This is a genomic window from Rhizobium sp. X9 (assembly GCF_018873185.1).
In the GTDB taxonomy this organism is placed as follows: domain Bacteria; phylum Pseudomonadota; class Alphaproteobacteria; order Rhizobiales; family Rhizobiaceae; genus Agrobacterium; species Agrobacterium oryzihabitans.
On record NZ_CP071313.1, the window covers coordinates 22,643 to 40,358 of the forward strand.

The window sequence follows — 17,716 nt, forward strand, 5'->3', positions numbered from 1 at the left end:
GCTCAGACGCGAAAAAAAAAATAATCGAGGGACCGCGTTTTCGACGCGTCGCGTTCCGAAGCGTCTGCGGTAGGCCGGAATATGATCAATTTCCCTGCAGGCTATTGAGACCGAGTGGTTTGGTGATTGAGATGGCGTTCGACACTTCTGTGCCGCCCGGGGCGGCCTTCACCCGAAGGGTTTCTTTCCCTGACGCGGTATTGCCGGATCTTGGCCGAAAGGGAAGCTTCGCAGGTGGAAGGGACGGTGGGACATAGTGAGAAGGCGGTAGAGGAAGAGGAGGGACGGGAAAGCTGTGACGGATTGAGAGGGTTGGAGAGAGGCTCCGCCCGGTCCGTCATGGAGAAACCGACATGGCCCAGGCCATTCACAAAATCACCCTCAGTGCAGCCCGGGATATTCCCTTCAACAAGCTGGTACTCAGCCAGCAGAACGTCCGCAAGATCAAGGCGGGCGTCTCGATCGAGGACCTGGCGGAAGACATCGCCCATCGCGGGCTGCTGACCAGCCTCAACGTCCGTCCAGAACTCGACGGCGATGGCAACGAGACCGGCATCTATCGTATCCCGGCGGGCGGTCGCCGTTATCGGGCCCTCGAACGGCTCGTCGCGCAGAAGCGGCTCGCCAAGACCGCCGGCGTTCCCTGCATCGTCAGCAAGGGCGAGACGCTCGAGGTCGAGGATTCGCTCGCCGAAAATGTCCAACGCGTCAGCCTGCATCCGCTCGATCAGTTCCGCGCTTTCCAGACCTTGCGCGATCAGGGGCTCGGTGAGGAGGAGATTGCCGCGCGCTTCTTCGTTTCGGTTGCCACCGTCAAGCAGCGCCTACGGCTCGCGTCCGTCTCACCGCGGCTTCTTGATCTCTATGCGGAAGACGAGATGACGCTGGAGCAGATCATGGCCTTCTCGATCACCAACGACCATGTTCGCCAGGAGCAGGTCTGGGATACGGTCTCACGCTCGCATAGCCGAGAGCCGTATTACATCCGCCGACTGCTGACTGAAACCGCAATCCGCGCCAGCGACCGCCGCGCCGTCTATGTCGGCATAGAAGCCTACGAGGCTGCGGGCGGCATCACCATGCGCGATCTGTTTGAGCAGGATCACGGCGGATGGCTGCAGGATCCGGCGTTGCTTGAGCAGCTTGTCATGGAAAAGCTCAAGGCTGACGCCGAGGCGATCCACGTGAGCGAAGGCTGGAAATGGGCCGAAGTGGCTTTCGATTTCCCCTACGGCCACACGTCTGGTCTGCGTCGCTTCTACGGCGAGCAGACCGAGATGACCGAGGCGGAACTGGCCCGCTATGACGCCACTCGTGCTGAATACGACAAGCTCGACGCAGAATATGCGGAGGCGAACGAGTACTCGGAAGCGACCGAACAGAAGCTGGAGGAGCTTGGCAGCGAGCTCGACCGGCTCAACGACCGTCCTTACGTGTTTGATCCGAAGGAGATGGCCCGCGGCGGCGTCTTCATCTCGCTTGGCGCCAGTGGCGAGCTCAAGATCGAGCGAGGCTTCGTGCGGCCCGAGGATGAACCGAAGCATGAGACCGATCCCTCCGCTGATGCCGGCGATGGTGCCGATCATGGCAGTGATCTTCCGGTACCCGGGGCCGCTGGCGGCGAGGACACCCACCCCGACGACGAGGACGAAACGATCAAGCCGCTTCCAGACCGTCTGGTTCTCGATCTCACGGCAGCCCGGACGATCGCTTTGCGCAATGCGCTCGCGAACAACCCGGTCATCGCCTTTGTCGCCGTCCTGCACGCGTTCGTCCTGAAGACCTTCTACGTCTACGGCTCGGATTCAAGCCTGGAGGTGACGCTGCAAAGCGCTCGCTTCAGCCAGACGCCCGGCCTCGGCGATACGGTCTGGGCGAAGGAGATCGATCAACGACATGAGGCCTGGGGCCAGGATCTCCCCAAGGATCCCAATGATCTCTGGGATTTCCTGATCAAGCTCGACGAGGTCAGCCGGCAGGCGCTGTTTGCCCATTGCGCATCGCTTTCGGTCAACGCGGTGATCGAACCCTGGAACAAGCGCACCCGGGCGATCGCCCACGCCGAGCAGCTTGCCCGCTCGATCGGCCTCGACATGGTGGAAGCCGGCTGGGTGCCGACCGCCGATAACTATCTCGGCCGCGTCACCAAGGCGCGCATCCTGCAGGCCGTTCGAGAAGCCAAGGGTGACCAGGCGGCAGAGCTCATCGGGCATCTGAAGAAAGTCGACATGGCTCGCGAGGCCGAACGGCTGATCACAGGCTGCGGCTGGTTGCCTGAACCGCTTCGCATGACGAGCGACGAGGGCATCAGCGAAAGCGGCGCTGTCGGCGATGATGCCGTCGTATCCGATGAGGGCGAGACTGTGTCCGAAGCCTCGGACCTGCCGGCCTTCCTGCTCGATGAACCATCAAGATCGAGCGATGACACCGGCGATACCGAGAGTGGGATCGACGGCGAGCAGCTCGCTGCCGCCGAATAGGTTCACAAGCATCACATCAGCCTGACCCGATCGCCTTTGCGGTCGGGTCTTCTTTGCAAACAGCCCGGCCACAGTGCCGGGTTTTCCCGTTTCAGGAGGCACCTATGCCCGACTTCACCATCGAGACCACCTATCTCCTGCCGGTATTCCGGCATCGCACCTACGCGGTCGACACATTGGATGCGGCGTGCCGAGCTGCCATCGACGACGATAGTTGGGATATCGCCGAGAAGGACTTCGATTCCTCCGGTCCAGTTCATGTCACCTGCATTTGGGCCGGTGCACATTCGGCCTACGCGGGACCGCCGCTCCAGATCCCCCAGCAATTCGAAAAACCTGTCCAGCGCCGGGCGCGTCATTTCGAGATCCTGCTCGGACTGTTGAAGATGTTGTTCGACGACATCAGTGCGACCCGCCCCCCGTCGCCCGATTGGCTCGCCCGAGCTGCCTGGGCGATCGCGCGAGGAGAGGCCATTCTCGCGAGCGACCCGGATCCTGAAGAGCCCGTTGACGCACCTAAGCCTTCGCACGTCCTAGTTGGACTGGGGGAGGGTGGCGTGCGCGACGCAATCGCGGCAGTGCTCGAGGTGGACCCGAGTTTTAGGGGTCTAACACCCGAGGCAGTGACCGACGACGAGGTCCATGCCGCGTGCGTTTCCATCGCCACCACGATGGATTTTTCCGACGTGCTCGTAAGCGCCGAATTCCAGGCAGCGCTCTCGGCGATCCGGTCGGCGCACCACCGGCTGGCTCCCGATTGATCCATCTTCCCAACCTCGCCCGGCCATCGCGCCGGGTTTCCGCTTTTAAGGAGACAGCTTATGACCAATCTCACCTCCGACAGCCCGTCCGCCCGTTCCGCATTCAAAGTCGATATCTCGCGCGGGGAGCGGATCGGCCGCGTTTCGTCCGAATGGTTCTCGCGACGCGACGATGAACGCTTCCTGTCGTTGACCGATCTCTACGACACCGTACGGTCCCGAGCCGAGCGCGCCCATGCCCGCACCATCGAAAGTGCTGCGATCCGGGTCGAAGCAACGCGCGACAACGCGGAACGGCTTGAGCTTCTTGTTCCAGGTCAGCGCCAACCGATCGCACCGACCCACTGGAGCTATGGCCAGCTTTGCAGCCTCGTTGGCGCACCCGCCACCTATATGCGGCAACTGCCGGCGCCGCTTGCGGCGATCAACCTGCAGCATGGCCTGCTCAATCACCGCGCCGAGATGGTAAAGACGCTCGAGATGGACGATGGCCGGCTCGAACTGCGTGCTGTCACCGGACCGGAATACGGTCGCATCTGGGATCACGAACTGGTCTCAGCGGTTATGAAGATCGCCGGCAACGGAACCGGCGACACAATGTGGAAAGTGCCGGGCGTTCTCGACTGGGCGACGATGACCCACAATCCTTTCGTCGATATCACCAAGGATACGACGACGCTCTACGCCAGCGATCGCGACGTTTTCCTGTTCCTGGTCGATGACACCCATCCGATCGAAGCCGGACGTCTGCCGAACGGCGAGCCCGACCTCTATTTCCGCGGCTTCTATGCCTGGAATTCGGAGGTTGGATCGAAGACGCTTGGCATCGCTTCCTTCTATCTCCGCGCCGTCTGCGCCAATCGCAACCTGTGGGGTACGGAAAATTTCGAGGAAATCACCATCCGCCATTCGAAATTTGCTGCCCAGCGATTTGCGCATGAGGCAGCGCCTGCGCTGACCAGCTTCGCCAATTCGTCGCCGGCGCCATTCATCGCCGGAATCAAAGCGGCACGGGAGCGGATCGTCGCGCGTAAGGATGACGACCGCGAGACCTTCCTCCGCCGGTGCGGCTTCTCGAAAAGCGAGACCGGCAAGGTGATCGAGATGGTGCTGTCGGAGGAGGGGAGGCCGCCGGAATCGATCTTCGATTTCGTGCAGGGCATCACCGCGCTGGCGCGCACCAAGAACAATCAGGACACGCGTCTCGAACTCGAAGGCAAAGCGAAGAGGCTGCTCGAAAGCGCTGCCTGACCATGTTCATGCGCGCCGAGCTCAGACTCGGCCGCGTCTGCAAACCCCATCGTCGTTATCCCAAAGCCCGGTCGAGCGCCGGGCCTAACTTTGTCTGGAGTACCCAATGGCTATCCCCGATCATGCCCGCACAAACTTCGACATGCTGCTGTGCGCCGCAGCCGATGGCAATCTTGCTCTCATGGAATGCCTCGATGCCGCCACATACGAGCCGCGTTACGTGCTCTGCGCCGTCGGCCGCAGTGACGGCGAATACGTCTTCACGCCATTCGGCCATCTCGCCGATGGCAATCCGTATGACGCCTATCTGCCGCCCGATCCCGACAATCCAACCGGCTTCATTGCGAGCCCGGCAACCTAAGCACTGATGATCGCCGACAGTTTTAGCAGGCGATCCCCGATCCCTCCCTGGCTACCCAGATTTCGCTCCTCCAAATCTTCGGCAGGACGCTGGGCTCCTTTGTTCTTTCCTCTCTCTTGGAGCATCCTTCGATGAACATCATCTCGCATCCTCAGACGATTTCCACCACTTCACGGTCTCACGTCGGAAGCAGCGCTGAAGGCCTTATGGACGCTGCTGCCCAAGTCATGTCTATTTTGGAACGGGGCAAAACTGTCACCACCGCTGACTTGCGGCAAATCATGACGGGGGTTTTCGGCGGCAGCGACGTCGAGGGCCTCTGGCTCTGGAAAGACGCCTATGAAGCGACCGAAATCGCACAGGTCCTGTTTCTGCGCAAATTCCGGGCGGTCGTATCCCGAACCCAATCGACGCTCGCGATGCTGGCGAAGGTGGCAAACCTTGTGCCTATCCATAGCCGACGCTCCGAGGAGAGCCAGGCCCTGCAGCAATTCTCGACTCCGATCCCTCTTGCCTACGTCGCATCTCGTGCTGCCGGCATCACGGCCGCAGACATGGTTTTCGAACCGTCGGCTGGAACCGGCCTCATGGCGATCTTTGCGGAACTCGCAGGCTCCCGCTTGGCGCTCAACGAATATGCTGTGGTCCGGTACTCGCTGCTACAGCGGCTTTTCCCCGGCGTTCTGGTATCGCAGCACGATGCCGCGCATATCGACGACTACTTCGATCGTTCCATTCGCCCAACCGTGGTGCTGATGAACCCGCCTTTCTCGGCCGGGGTTCATGTCGAAGGTCGCGTCGCCGACGCCGCCTGGCGGCATCTGACCTCCGCATTCGCTCGTCTGGCCCCCGGCGGCCGGTTGGTCGCGATCACTGGCGCGAGCCTTTCTCCTGACAATCCGGGATGGCGTGACAACTTTGTTCGGCTGCAGGGGCAGGGCACGGTGCTGTTCACTACGGCGATCGACGGCAGAATCTACGCCCGTCAGGGCACGACGATGAAAACGCGCCTGATCGTGATCGACAAGATCCCGGCGCGCGATCCGTCGAAGCTGGTGAGGGCGAGTGGCACAGCGCGCGATCTGGAAACTCTGCTCGCCTGGATCACCGGTCTTCCACCCCGCGCGCCCGCGTCGGCGCCGAACTCCACCGGTGCGCTCTCCAACGGTATCCTGCACGCGGACACGACGCCTCCAGCAGCGGTCGCCACACCGTCGCATCGCCCTGCGGTCGGAGGACAGGCGCGGCCTGCAGCAACGGTCCGTTCGACACCTGTTGATGATGAGATTATCGAACTCTCCTATGAGCTGCGAGACGCTCAGCCGAAGGATGACGCCGCCGCCGATGGCATCTACGAGACCTACCGGCTGCAATCGATCCATATCCCCGACGCAAAACCACATCCCGACACGCTGGTCGAATCCGTTGCGATGGCCTCGGTGGTACCGCCGAAGACAAGCTATCGTCCTCACCTGCCAAAGCGCATCGTCACCAGCGGCGATCTTTCCGACGCCCAGCTCGAGAGCGTCATCTATGCCGGAGAAGCTCATTCCGGTTATCTCGCCGGCCACTGGAGCGTCGATGCCTCCTTCGACAATCTCAAGGCCGTTGTTCCCGACACTGAGAAGGCCGTTCGTTTTCGTCGCGGCTGGTTCCTTGGCGACGGAACAGGCGCCGGCAAGGGCCGTCAGGCCGCCGGCATCATTCTTGATAACTGGCTGAAGGGTCGCCGTCGCCACGTCTGGATCTCAAAATCCGACAAGCTGATCGAGGACGCTCAGCGTGACTGGAGCGCACTCGGGCAGGAAAAGCTGCTGGTGACGCCGCTGTCTCGTTTCCGGCAGGGCAAGCCGATCAAGCTGGAGGAAGGTATCCTCTTCACCACCTTTGCGACGCTGCGCAGCGATGAGCGTGAGGGCACGCGGTCACGGGTTCAGCAGATCGTCGACTGGCTCGGCGCCGATTTCGATGGTGTGATCATCTTCGACGAAGGCCATGCCATGGCCAACGCCGCCGGCGGCAAGACCGAGCGCGGCGACAAAGCGGCATCGCAACAGGGCAGGGCCGGTCTTCGCCTGCAGCGCGCGGTCCCGGACGCCCGCGTCGTCTACGTCTCGGCAACCGGCGCAACAGACGTCGAATCCCTTGCTTATGCCGAACGGCTCGGTCTGTGGGGCAGCAGCGACTTTCCTTTCCCGAGCCGCTCCGAGTTCATTACCGCTATCGAGGACGGCGGTGTCGCTGCTATGGAGGTTCTCGCAAGAGACCTGAAGGCCATGGGCCTCTATGTATCGCGGTCGCTCTCCTTCGAGGGCGTCGAATACGAGATCCTTGAGCACGAGCTCAGCGAGGAACAGATCCGCATCTACGATTCCTATGCCGAGGCGTTCCAGGTCATCCACACTCACCTCGATGCCGCCATGGAGGCCTCGGGCATCACTGGGAAATCGGGCACGCTGAACAAAAATGCCAAGGCCGCCGCGCGTTCGGCCTTCGAAAGCTCGAAGCAGCGTTTCTTCAACCACCTTCTGACCTCGATGAAGACGCCGGCCCTTCTCAAGGCGACCGCTGCAGATCTGCAGGATGGGCATGCCGCCATCGTCCAGATCGTCTCCACGGGGGCAGCGCTGACCGAGCGCCGGCTGGCACAGATCCCGACGGAGGAATGGGGCGATCTGCAGGTGGACGTGACGCCGCGGGAATACGTGATCGACTACCTGATGCACTCCTTCCCGGTGCAGCTCTTCGAAGAATTCTCCGACGCTGACGGCAATCTCGGCTCCCGGCCGGTTCATGACGCGGACGGCAACCCTGTCATCTGCCGGGAGGCCGAACGGCGTCGCGACGAGCTGGTCGAAACACTGGGCAGCCTGCCGGCGATCCCGACCGCGCTCGACCAGATCGTCCAGCACTTCGGAACGAGCCAGGTGGCCGAGATCACCGGTCGCACTCGCCGCATCGTCCGCCGCGAGGACAACAGCTCCATCGCACGCTATGTCGTGCAGAGCCGGCCGGGCAGCGCCAATCTCGACGAGGCCCGCGCCTTCATGGACGATGAGAAAAGCATTCTCGTCTTCAGCGACGCCGGCGGGACCGGGAGATCCTATCATGCGGATCTCGCCACCCGGAACCAGCGCCTGAGGCTCCACAATCTCCTAGAGGCAGGCTGGCGTGCCGACGTGGCGATCCAGGGGCTCGGGCGCAGCCATCGCACCAACCAGAAACAGGCACCGAGGTTTCGGATGATCGCCACCAATGTCAAGGCGGAGAGGCGCTTCCTCTCCACCATCGCCCGACGTCTCGACACGCTTGGCGCCATCACCCGTGGTCAACGCCAGACGGGCGGGCAGGGCATGTTCCGCAGCGAGGACAATCTCGAATCCCAATATGCCCGCGACGCGCTGCGGCAATTCTATGGACTACTTCATGCCGGCATGGTCGAAGGCTGCTCGCTGGAAACATTCGAAAGCATCACCGGCTTGTCGCTGGCATCAGAGGAGGGCGGGTTGAAGGACGAGCTCCCGTCTATCCAGACCTTCCTCAACCGCATGCTGGCGTTAACGATCGCCATGCAGAACGTGCTGTTCGAGGCCTTCGAGCAGCTTCTCGCCGCCCGCGTCGAAGGGGCGATTGCCACCGGCGTCTATGACAGGGGCCTGGAGACGATTACCGCCGATAGCATGACGGTCACCGACCGCCAGCTGATCTATACGCATCCGGTCACTGGTGCCCAGTCGCACCTCCTGACCATCGAGCGCAGGGATCGCAACGCACCGATGCAGCTCCACGATGTACAGGCGCTCGTGCGGCAGGACCGGCGCGCGAAGCTGATGATCAACGGCAAGTCGGGCCGGCCGGCGGTGATGGTGCCGAGCCGCTCGATCATGCTGGACGACGGCTCCGTTCAGCCGCGCGTGTCGCTGATCCGGCCGATGGACGAGCTGCGCTTCGAAGTCCGGCAGCTCGAAGAGACGAATTGGCAGGAAACTGACGAACAGCTCTTCGCAGTTGCCTGGGATGCTGAGGTGGCTGCCGTGCCGGAATTCTCGACGTCGACGATGCACATCGTCAGCGGATTGTTGCTGCCGATCTGGAAATTGCTGCCGCAGGACTTTTGCCGGGTGCGGCGACTGCAGACCGATGATGGCGAACGGATTGTTGGCCGTTTCATTGCCCCGGATCGGCTCGCCGGCCTTTGCCGCAACTTCGGGATCGATCAGAAGGTAGTGCGGAGCGCCGACCAGGCCTGGGCATCGCTGGTCGATGGATCCTCGATCGTCGGCCTTGCGGGTGACATGACGCTCCGTCGCGTCCGCGTGATGAACGAGTACCGCATCGAACTGACCGGCTTCACGGACGGCATGCGCGACTGGCTGCGATCGATCGGCCTATTCTCCGAGATGATCAATTGGAAGCTGCGCTTCTTCGTGCCGATGACAGATGAGGGTGCGGTCATCCTCTCGAAGCTGATGCAGCGCCATCGCCTCATCGATGTCGCGCGCCGGACGTGATGGAGGTCTGCCCATGCTCTCCGCCTCCGATCTGGCGGGCCGTCTCGCGCAAGACGCGGAGGCCGTCTGCCGCCACTATCTCTCCGCCGGCCGCCGGGCCGGCAATTACTGGCTCGTCGGCGATGTCGGCAACAATAAGGGCCGGTCGCTCTACGTGCGTCTGGTTGGTCCTCGCGCCGGTCGATGGACGGACGCTGCGACCGGCCAGTTCGGCGATCTGCTCGATCTCGTCCGCGAGACCTGCGGTCTTGTCGATTTCCGGGACGTCGCCGAGGAGGCGCGTCACTTCCTCAGCTTGCCTCGGCCCGAACCCTTGTTGTCCCGCTGGGGCAACGCCAGCGATACTCTTCCGGTCGACAGGCCAGCAGCGGAGCGGGCACGCCGTCTGTTTCGGATGACGCAACCTCTGGCGGGCACACTTGCCGACGCCTATCTACGTGAGCGCGGCATTTTGCGGGCATCGATCCATGCGGCGCTTCGTTTCCATCCATCCTGCTACTATCGCGATCTCGCCACCGGTCAGACGAGCAGCTATCCGGCGCTGATCGCAGCCGTGACCGACGCCGCCGGCGCGATCACCGGACTGCATCGCACCTGGCTGGATCCGAATGGCGACGGCAAGGCCAAGGTGGACGATCCCCGCCGCGCGCTCGGCGGATTGCTCGATAATGGCGTCCGCTTCTGCTTTCCGGTGAATGCACCTACCCCGGTCCTGGCGGCGGGAGAAGGCGTCGAAACCATGCTGTCGCTTTCGCATGTGATGCCCGGCATGCCGATGGTGGCGGCGCTCACGGCCAACCACCTCGCGGCCTTCAACTTCCCGTCCGGATGCCGGCGCATCTACATCGCCGCCGACGCGGATGCCGCCGGCCGACATGGGATAGAGGGATTGAGCCGCAGGGCACAGGAATGCGGTGTCCTGCCGCTGGTCCTGTCGCCCAAGCTCGGCGACTTCAACGAGGATCTGCGCCGGCTGGGCCCGGACGGACTGACCGCCGACCTGCGGTCGCAACTCACCCCGGAAGAGGCGATGGCCTTTCTGCCCTAGTGAGCCTGGCCGGAAGTCGAAAGGGGCTGCGCGCGAGCGGCGTGGGCGAGAGGACGGTCCGTGGTGCCAACTCCCCATGTGGATGCGCGCCCGCGGCCCTGCCGAGAGGCGACCCTTACCACGCGGGCCTCGGGCCTTCAGCGGGTCGGTCGGGTTTCTTCCCCTGCCGGTCCGCAGGCGCGGACCGCCATTCCTCGCGGAGCAACAAACCCTTCCTCCGCCGCCCGGCGCTGCGCTGGGCCGCTGCGCTTCGCTTGCGGTTCCGGCCTCGGCCCGCGTGACCAGGTTCGCCGTCAGGCCGCGAGAGGCGCGGCCCACCAAACGGAGACCACCATGGACCTGTTCCTTCCCCCCGACGAGAGCATCGAACCCCACCACGCGTCTTCCCCGACCGACCGCTTCATCTACGAGATGCAGGTCTTCGGCTATCGCCCATTCCAGGACGAACCCGATCCGCGGCCATTGCCGGAAGAACCGCAGGTCCAGTCTTCGATCACAGCGATTTTCGACGCCTTCGCAGAAATGCTCGGCGACACCCGGCTGGAGCCTGATCTCGAAGACCTGTTCTGGTCGATCCCCAATCTCTTCCATCGCGCCGGCGAGCGCATCCAGCGCGAGCTTGACCGCAACGAGGAAGCGCAGCGCACCGGCCAGCGCGAGCAGGACGGCTCGGAGGTGAAGAGCGTTGAACTCGAGCGCCTCGTCGCCGAAGGGATCACGCTGCTGGAGCGCCGCAACGCCTTCGAGTTCATGCGCGACTACGCAGCCGACCTGTTCGAGGCGCAGACCGGTTCGTCCTGGCGGCCGCGCACCGGCTCTAAGGTCAACCACGCCAACATGACGGCGGCGATGATCGATAGCCGGGACTTCCTCTCCGCCCGTCGCCGCGCCGAGACCGAGGTGCTGATCCCGGCCGGCACCAAGATCGCCTTCTCCGGTGGCATGGACTACAATGATCATGAGCGGATCTGGGCCAAGCTTGATCTGGCCCATGCCAAGCATGCCGACATGGTGCTGCTGCACGGCGGCTCGCCGAAGGGTGCTGAACGGATCGCCGCCTGCTGGGCGGAGGCGCGCCGGGTGACGCAGATCACCTTCAAGCCCAACTGGACCAAGCACGCCAAAGCCGCCCCATTCCGTCGCAATGACGAGATGCTCTCGGTCATGCCCGCCGGATTGATCGTCTTTCCCGGAAACGGCATCACCGGCAATCTTGCCGACAAGGCGCGTCGCCTCGGCATACCGGTCTGGCAGGCTTCAGGAGACGGTGCGTGAGCGCCGTTTTCCTCAAAAAATGGAAAAGATGGAAAACATGGGAAAAATGGGTTATATGGAAAAATCTACTGGAGACCATAGCCATGAAGCAGTTCACGACAGGCGATTTGAATAAACAGATTGGCGATATTACCGATGCGGCAAGCCGCGAGCCGGTTATGCTCACCCGCCACAAGAAGCCTCGCTTTGTGCTGATGAGCTACGAGCACTATGAGCGCATGCGGACTGGTGGCGATCCGCACCGTGCTTATACCGTATCGGAGATGCCCGCCGAGCATGCAGAACTGTTCGACGAGGCGCTCGATCGGCTGGCGCGTGGCGAAGGCTACGACGATGAGCCATGAATTCCGCCCCGGCGAGGTCATCTCCTATCCCTACCTCTGGGCCTGGCAGCATCAGCGCGGCGAAACCGAGGGCCGAAAGCAGCGCCCCGTCTGCGTCGTCATTGCCATCCGAAGCGCCTCCGACGGCAACACGCACCTGGCGCTTCTCGCCATCACCACCCAACCGCCGCTAACGGGCCGGATCGCTCTGGAGATCCCGGACATCGAGCGCAAGCGCGCGGGCTTAAGCGATCTGAAGCAGTGCTGGATCATGGTCGACGAATACAATTACGATATCGTCGAACGCTCCTGGTACATCGAGCCCGATCAGGACTTCCTGGGCCGCTTCAGCAAATCCTTCATGGTGAAGATCGCCAGACTGTTTGCCGAGGCGCGCGGCCGATCCGGCCGGGTCAATCGCCTCGATTGAGATTTGTCGCTGCTTCATTCCGCTCTTCCCTTCTTGTCCCCCGCCGCCCTCCTGAATGCGCCTCCGCTATAGCGGATCTTCGGCGCGATCTAATCGATGCGGCCACGATTGCGTAACTGGCAGGCCAGCCGCGCGCCGTTCACGATCGATCTCGATGCCTCACCGTCGCGGCACTTCCGAGCGACATCAGCTGAAATCACGTCTGTCACGCGGTCCCGCTCCGCAGAACTGCAGTTGTGTCAGGAGAGGCCGACAATTCGGGTGTCCCGCCACCGACGCAATCTCTGATGAAGAGGATGGAATAGAAGGTGCTGATCTCTCGCATCGCGATGGTTGACGGCCACCGTCCGTTGACCTGAACATCACCGTCGCGTGTCGCGAGCGCGGGACTTGGCAGGTCCGCAGAGGGCAGCCACGGCGAGGTCTCCTGCCGACGTCGCAATCAAGGACCATTCCCGTTCTTTATGTCGCCTTTCTAAGGGACCGGCCGCGATCAGCGTCAACCCCGCTAGGGGGTTCCCCTTCGCTACGCTGCGGTGACGCCTGCGGCGCAGCCCCTTCTTCGGGCGCCATCGGGAATGGTCCCGATGCAACGAAGGAGACAATTCTATGGCTACCACGATCGCAACCCTCACCGAAAAGACCGACGGCACTCTCGAAGGCGTCTTCGCTACCATCCGGGTCAACGCCCCCATCGCCCTCGTCCCGAACGCCAGCAAGGCGAGCGAAGAAGCCCCTGATTACCGCATCATCCACCGCAAGACCGGCTTTGAGATCGGCGCAGGCTGGAACCGCATCTCCCGCCAGACAGGCGAGGAGTACATCTCCACGAAGATCGAAGCGCCCGAGATCGGCGTGATCTTCGGTAACGTCGCCCCGGCGCCCGGCGGCGAACCCGGCAAGAAGGTCATCCTCTGGAACAGCCCGGCCTGAACCAGACCGCCGGCCCCGAAATCGGGGCCGGCGTCCCCATTCCAAAGGAGGCCGCCATGAGCCGCTACATAATCACCGTCAACAGAATCGAAGCCCGCCACGCTGACCCGGATGCCATTATCGGCTACGACAGTCCGCTTCAGACGTTCTTCCTCCAGGCTTTCCCGGACGCCGATGGCGAGGATCTTGAACTCTGGCTCGGCACTGGCTTAAGGGAGTTCGAAACACTGTCGCAACTACGGGCCGCAGCAATCGAACGCGGCTTCGACTTCATATCCTTGGCATCCGGTGTTCTTCACAAGCTGCTGGACGACCATGCCCGCGAAGCGCTTCACGCGGTGAGCGACACGATCATCCAGGATCTTCTTGAGCGGACATCCGCCCGCTGACGCAAACCCAAAACGAAAATAGCCCGGCACGGCGCCGGGCTATTTTTTTGCTTGGCTAGCAAGATTACTTGTTCAGCGCATCCTTCAATGCCTTGGCCGGCGTAAACGCCAGCTTTTTCGCCGCGGCAACCTTGATCGTCGCACCGGTCGCAGGGTTGCGCGCTTCGCGCTCTGGCGTTTCTTTAACTTTGAACTTGCCGAAGCCGGGGAGGGAGGTCTCGCTGCCGGCCACCGCCGCCGCGGTGATCGAGGCGATCACCGCCTCAACAATGGCTTTTCCCTGAACCTTGGTAAGGCCATGCTCGCCTGCAATCTTGTCGGCGATTTCGTTGGTCGTGGTCATTTTCTTCTCCGCATCGTGTCAGACGCAGAATCCCTGCCATTCCCGAACGGAACTGTCATCGACACGCTGCGGCAAATGGCGCGGAAAGCCCGGGATCTCCACAGTTATTCACGTGGTCACATGCCAGATAACCCGAAGACGGGCATTGAGCCCGCCTCCGGTTTCGGGTGCCATACGGAGAGGGATGTCTGCTCAGTCCGTCCGAGGGTGTCATGGGTACATGACGGCCTCAAGGACGAGCGGTGCCCCCAATTTTGCCTCCGCTCCGGTTCCCTGCGCTCCGCAAAATCGGCACCCCCACTCGCCGCCGCTGGCGGTCGCGTTCCGCGATCCCTGACCCCGGCACGCACCCATGAGCGCGCGCGTCGTCTTTCACAAACGTCAAGGAGACGACGATGCTTCTGGAACAACATATTGAAGAGCTGCGGGCCGAATTGCGAAATGCCGTGTACCCCGGCGAACGACGCGAGATCGAGGTCGAGCTGGAACTCGCCTGCGCCGAGTTGGCGGTAATCATGGCCGAACAGGAGGGCGCAATCGACGCCGAGCCGCCCTTCTGAGGCGGCTATCCCCATGGCGCCTAGCCGGACACGCCGGATCGACCTGCGTTTGACGCCCGAGGCTTCACTTCGCCATCGGCATGGGGTCGCATCCGCCTCCACGGCACTGTTTCGCTATCGGTCACTCGATGCATCTTGCCGGATATGCGGTTTCGGCCTGTATCCGCGCGCCCGTCTCTTTCGCAGAAGCTGAAGGAAGAGCCTGACCGCCTCTTCCTCCCGCGCGAAATGATGCTCCCGCCTTTGGCCGGTGGCCCCGATCCGGCCCCATCGACGGATGAGACAGGCCTCGCCAAACAGGTTGGGCTCGATCGACATGGCATAATAGCGGGCCATGTTTTTCTTGGCATCGATGCGTTCGACGTAAAGCTGGTAGTGTTGCGCAATCATGAAACGGAGAATCGGGTAAGGCCGACTTGGCGTCCAACGACATATTTGAATCGGTCGGTCTCGATTGATTCATGGTGATGATGGGTTCGGCGGATGATCCGGGCGAGCCGCCTGCGGCGGACGGTGCTATTCGCCGTCGCTCACGGAGCCCGCAAACGGTCTCGCCCATTCGGGTCACGCCCCTCTCGCGGTTGCCGCACTGGCGGCGCAAGATTTCGGCGACCATCGTCGAAGAAGGGTTGCATAGCCGGCTGGACGCCGGGTGCGGGCGCGGCGCCCGAAGCGCCGTGGTCTATCTCTCTCTGTGACGTCCCATTGTGCACCCGCCACTCCGGCGTCAAGGACTACGCGGCCCCTCCAATTTTCAGCCGCCGTCCCTTCGGGCCATCGCCAGAAAATCGGTTTCTCTATTCGGCCGTTGATTTCAAGCACCTTTTTTCTGGGCGCAGCTGCTCCTGTCTCCCACGTAGCTTGGCGACTTCGACCGCAGGCCCTTGCTTCTCTTCGAGATCGGCACGGTGACCCTCTCATGATGGATTTAGGAACAAGATGGAACTATCTCCTTTCGCGTCCTGGCATCCAGTTCGGTGCCGGCACTACCGATTTTCCGTTCTCATCTCATCCTTCGTCCTGCGGACGATTTCACTCCGCGCTACGCGGAATTCCGATTTATTGTGTTGATGCTCTCAAACGATGGTTCAGATCACTGCAGTCCGCTCCTCTTTGGCCCAACGGAAGTCAGTCTGGTCCTGCCACATGCGGTGCATGATCACAGCGAGGCGCCGAGCGATGGCGACAAACGCTTTGTTGACACCTCTGCTTTTGGCGATCCTCATGCCCCATGCTCTCAGCCATGACCATTTCTGACCTCTGGTCAGAAGCGTGACGGCCGCTTCGTATAGAAGCGTTCGCACCATGGTATCGCCGCTGCACGATACCTTGCCAACCCGGCTTTTCTCTCCCGATTGATGAGATGCCGGTGTCAGCCCGACGAACGCGCCAACCGCCTTTGAGTTCTGAAAGCGGGCAGGAACATCGATGGTGCTTCGATATGCGAGCGCGACGACAGCTCCCACGCCCGGCACCGTCATAAGCCTGCGGCAGATACCATCGTTCTTCGCGATCGCCAGAAGCCGACGATGAAGAATGTTGAACTGCGAGCGGATCTCTCGCCTGGCTGTCAGCAGCGGCTCCACAATGGCGAGCAGCTCGTCGTCACCGTCGATCAGCTCGCGTATGCGCTGCTCGAAGTTCAACGTGCTTACGATGCCAACCTTGAGGCCAAAGTTTCGGAGAATTCCCCTCAGGTCATTCTCGATGTCCATGGCCTTGGACTGAAGCATCTTCCGGGCTCTGAGCAGGGCACGCTGCTTCTGGCTTGTGATCGTTTTCACATGTACGGGCCGAAAGATGTTGACGCGCATCATCTGGGCGATGCCGCGGGCGTCATTCCGATCGGTCTTGTTGATCTGCGCTGTCAGGAAGGCGCGCGTGTGCCGCGCCTCGATGCAGAAAACAGGAAGATTGGCTTCAGCAAGTGCACTGTAGAGCCACTGAGACAAGGGGCCAGCTTCCAGCCCAACGCGTTTATACTGATAACTGCTCTCCGTCAGAACACGAAGAAGATCTTCGGGGTGACTGTGCACCTTTGTCTCCCGAACGATCCTGCCGTCCGCATCCACGATGCAAACGGATGTCTCTTTCACGGAAATATCGAGGCCAGCAAAATACTGCATGTGCATATCGTCTCCTGAGATGGGTGAGTGGGCGTTGCACCGTGCAGCGTAGCCGCTGGCTGGGCAGGCCGAATACCCCATCTCCCCCGCTTGCCGCCTCCGGCGGCCGCGTTCCGCGATCCCTGACCCCTCGCGGCTATCGTGCGGACTCCTTCCGTCAGAAAACGAAAGGAGACTTCCTATGACACAGCGCAAGATCAAATACATCGATGGTGGAAGCCCGGAATACTGGCGGCAGCGCACCGAGGGGTTCCGTCTCATCCGCGAGGCAGAACGGGCACTGATCCGTGTCAAAAACGCGCCGCAATACATTGCCGGCAGCTGGGACGAAGACTATGGCGACTATGAGCCGGTCGAAAATCTCGGCCCCTATGACGATATGGATGAGGCAATCCGAGCCATCGAAGCCAATGAGACGGCCGTCGACATCCTCGTTGCCCAGCGCCGGACCCATTTCGGCGACTGGCCTGTCGCCGCCGTGATCCGCGAACTGGGGACCGACTGATATGAAGACGAGAGGCGGCACGGTCGCCTCTCGTCTTTTCCGCGTGGTCCTGACCGCTTGCCGGCATCGAGCCTGCGCGCGGTCTTGAGGGGCGAGACTTGCCGCCTCTCCCCTCAAACTCCCCTCTCCCTGCGGTGCGGGGCAGGCCCCGCCCGGCCTCCCGGGCCGGTAAACGGACGCTGCCGCGACTTCCCCAAACAATACGGAGAGGAGGATCGTCCTGCGCTGCGCCCTCATGCTTCGGGCATCCGCTCCAGACGATCCTCCTCTCCTGCGGTGCGTTCGCCGCCCAGTCGTTCGCATGTCATCGATGTCCGCTCCCTGCGGTCACGGGCATCCCGACTGCTCCCGACGGCGGCTCACTTCAGCATCTCTCACCACCATGTCCGGCCCACGCGCTATTCCTCCTCCGCGGATCAC

General features: G+C 62.2%; 16 protein-coding genes. 13 read left to right on the forward strand and 3 right to left on the reverse strand.

Annotation, left to right across the window (positions count from 1 at the left end; genetic code table 11):
- Nucleotides 1-353: 353 nt before the first annotated feature.
- The 11 genes from JZY08_RS25850 (at nt 354) to JZY08_RS25900 (ending at nt 13,762) form a co-directional block, all read left to right on the forward strand.
- Complete coding sequence (locus JZY08_RS25850) at nt 354-2,480, forward strand: ParB N-terminal domain-containing protein (protein ID WP_216333558.1); 2,127 nt, start codon at nt 354-356, stop codon at nt 2,478-2,480.
- A gap of 104 nt (nt 2,481-2,584) precedes the next feature.
- Nucleotides 2,585-3,241 carry a hypothetical protein gene (locus tag JZY08_RS25855; protein WP_216333560.1) on the forward strand — a complete coding sequence of 219 codons (657 nt, stop codon included), beginning with the start codon at nt 2,585-2,587 and terminating at the stop codon, nt 3,239-3,241.
- Between the two features lie 60 nt (nt 3,242-3,301).
- Nucleotides 3,302-4,492, forward strand: a complete 1,191-nt coding sequence (locus JZY08_RS25860) for a DUF932 domain-containing protein (protein WP_216333562.1) — start codon at nt 3,302-3,304, stop codon at nt 4,490-4,492.
- A gap of 106 nt (nt 4,493-4,598) precedes the next feature.
- A complete protein-coding gene (locus tag JZY08_RS25865; RefSeq protein ID WP_216333564.1) occupies nt 4,599-4,853 on the forward strand; it encodes a DUF6117 family protein in 255 nt (84 codons plus the stop codon).
- A 131-nt stretch (nt 4,854-4,984) separates the two neighbouring features.
- Nucleotides 4,985-9,364, forward strand: a complete 4,380-nt coding sequence (locus tag JZY08_RS25870) for a strawberry notch family protein (RefSeq protein ID WP_216333566.1) — start codon at nt 4,985-4,987, stop codon at nt 9,362-9,364.
- Nucleotides 9,365-9,377: 13 nt separating this feature from the next.
- The gene (locus JZY08_RS25875; RefSeq protein ID WP_216333567.1) at nt 9,378-10,412 is read left to right on the forward strand and encodes a toprim domain-containing protein; all 1,035 of its coding nucleotides are present in this window, start codon (nt 9,378-9,380) and stop codon (nt 10,410-10,412) included.
- A gap of 333 nt (nt 10,413-10,745) precedes the next feature.
- Entirely contained in the window at nt 10,746-11,687 is a 942-nt protein-coding gene (locus JZY08_RS25880) for a DUF2493 domain-containing protein (protein WP_216333568.1), read from the forward strand.
- Nucleotides 11,688-11,770: 83 nt separating this feature from the next.
- Complete coding sequence (locus JZY08_RS25885; RefSeq protein WP_216333582.1) at nt 11,771-12,031, forward strand: type II toxin-antitoxin system prevent-host-death family antitoxin; 261 nt, start codon at nt 11,771-11,773, stop codon at nt 12,029-12,031.
- Nucleotides 12,021-12,440, forward strand: a complete 420-nt coding sequence (locus JZY08_RS25890) for a hypothetical protein (RefSeq protein WP_216333569.1) — start codon at nt 12,021-12,023, stop codon at nt 12,438-12,440. Before JZY08_RS25885 ends, JZY08_RS25890 begins: the two co-directional genes overlap by 11 nt.
- 609 nt (nt 12,441-13,049) lie before the next feature.
- Complete coding sequence (locus JZY08_RS25895) at nt 13,050-13,373, forward strand: DUF736 family protein (RefSeq protein ID WP_017958522.1); 324 nt, start codon at nt 13,050-13,052, stop codon at nt 13,371-13,373.
- A 56-nt stretch (nt 13,374-13,429) separates the two neighbouring features.
- Complete coding sequence (locus tag JZY08_RS25900; RefSeq protein ID WP_216333570.1) at nt 13,430-13,762, forward strand: hypothetical protein; 333 nt, start codon at nt 13,430-13,432, stop codon at nt 13,760-13,762.
- A gap of 64 nt (nt 13,763-13,826) precedes the next feature.
- Here JZY08_RS25900 and JZY08_RS25905 read toward each other — a convergent pair whose 3' ends face one another.
- Nucleotides 13,827-14,105, reverse strand: coding sequence for an HU family DNA-binding protein (locus JZY08_RS25905; protein ID WP_216333571.1), 279 nt, complete (start codon nt 14,103-14,105; stop codon nt 13,827-13,829).
- Nucleotides 14,106-14,500: 395 nt separating this feature from the next.
- On the opposite strand from JZY08_RS25905, the gene JZY08_RS25910 reads away from it, so the two are divergent.
- Nucleotides 14,501-14,665: a hypothetical protein gene (locus JZY08_RS25910; protein ID WP_162944164.1), complete on the forward strand. Its 165-nt coding sequence runs from the start codon at nt 14,501-14,503 to the stop codon at nt 14,663-14,665.
- 114 nt (nt 14,666-14,779) lie between these two features.
- Here the strand turns inward: JZY08_RS25910 and JZY08_RS25915 are convergent, their stop codons facing one another.
- Together JZY08_RS25915 and JZY08_RS25920 are read right to left on the reverse strand one after the other, a co-directional pair.
- Nucleotides 14,780-15,055, reverse strand: coding sequence for a WGR domain-containing protein (locus JZY08_RS25915; RefSeq protein ID WP_216333572.1), 276 nt, complete (start codon nt 15,053-15,055; stop codon nt 14,780-14,782).
- Between the two features lie 698 nt (nt 15,056-15,753).
- Nucleotides 15,754-16,791, reverse strand: a complete 1,038-nt coding sequence (locus JZY08_RS25920; RefSeq protein ID WP_216333583.1) for an IS110 family transposase — start codon at nt 16,789-16,791, stop codon at nt 15,754-15,756.
- A gap of 181 nt (nt 16,792-16,972) precedes the next feature.
- Between JZY08_RS25920 and JZY08_RS25925 the strand changes: the two genes are divergently transcribed.
- Nucleotides 16,973-17,296 (forward strand): hypothetical protein, encoded by a 324-nt coding sequence (locus tag JZY08_RS25925; protein ID WP_011982970.1) that lies wholly within the window; start codon nt 16,973-16,975, stop codon nt 17,294-17,296.
- The last annotated feature ends 420 nt before the right edge of the window (nt 17,297-17,716 follow it).

Coding starts and splice junctions, on each gene's coding strand:
- JZY08_RS25905 (WP_216333571.1), bottom strand. CDS start 14,105: ATGACCACGACCAACGAAATCGCCGACAAGATTGCAGGCGAGCATGGC.
- JZY08_RS25910 (WP_162944164.1), top strand. CDS start 14,501: ATGCTTCTGGAACAACATATTGAAGAGCTGCGGGCCGAATTGCGAAAT.
- JZY08_RS25925 (WP_011982970.1), top strand. CDS start 16,973: ATGACACAGCGCAAGATCAAATACATCGATGGTGGAAGCCCGGAATAC.
- JZY08_RS25855 (WP_216333560.1), top strand. CDS start 2,585: ATGCCCGACTTCACCATCGAGACCACCTATCTCCTGCCGGTATTCCGG.
- JZY08_RS25850 (WP_216333558.1), top strand. CDS start 354: ATGGCCCAGGCCATTCACAAAATCACCCTCAGTGCAGCCCGGGATATT.
- JZY08_RS25885 (WP_216333582.1), top strand. CDS start 11,771: ATGAAGCAGTTCACGACAGGCGATTTGAATAAACAGATTGGCGATATT.
- JZY08_RS25920 (WP_216333583.1), bottom strand. CDS start 16,791: ATGCAGTATTTTGCTGGCCTCGATATTTCCGTGAAAGAGACATCCGTT.
- JZY08_RS25875 (WP_216333567.1), top strand. CDS start 9,378: ATGCTCTCCGCCTCCGATCTGGCGGGCCGTCTCGCGCAAGACGCGGAG.
- JZY08_RS25860 (WP_216333562.1), top strand. CDS start 3,302: ATGACCAATCTCACCTCCGACAGCCCGTCCGCCCGTTCCGCATTCAAA.
- JZY08_RS25895 (WP_017958522.1), top strand. CDS start 13,050: ATGGCTACCACGATCGCAACCCTCACCGAAAAGACCGACGGCACTCTC.
- JZY08_RS25890 (WP_216333569.1), top strand. CDS start 12,021: ATGAGCCATGAATTCCGCCCCGGCGAGGTCATCTCCTATCCCTACCTC.
- JZY08_RS25900 (WP_216333570.1), top strand. CDS start 13,430: ATGAGCCGCTACATAATCACCGTCAACAGAATCGAAGCCCGCCACGCT.
- JZY08_RS25880 (WP_216333568.1), top strand. CDS start 10,746: ATGGACCTGTTCCTTCCCCCCGACGAGAGCATCGAACCCCACCACGCG.
- JZY08_RS25870 (WP_216333566.1), top strand. CDS start 4,985: ATGAACATCATCTCGCATCCTCAGACGATTTCCACCACTTCACGGTCT.
- JZY08_RS25915 (WP_216333572.1), bottom strand. CDS start 15,055: ATGATTGCGCAACACTACCAGCTTTACGTCGAACGCATCGATGCCAAG.
- JZY08_RS25865 (WP_216333564.1), top strand. CDS start 4,599: ATGGCTATCCCCGATCATGCCCGCACAAACTTCGACATGCTGCTGTGC.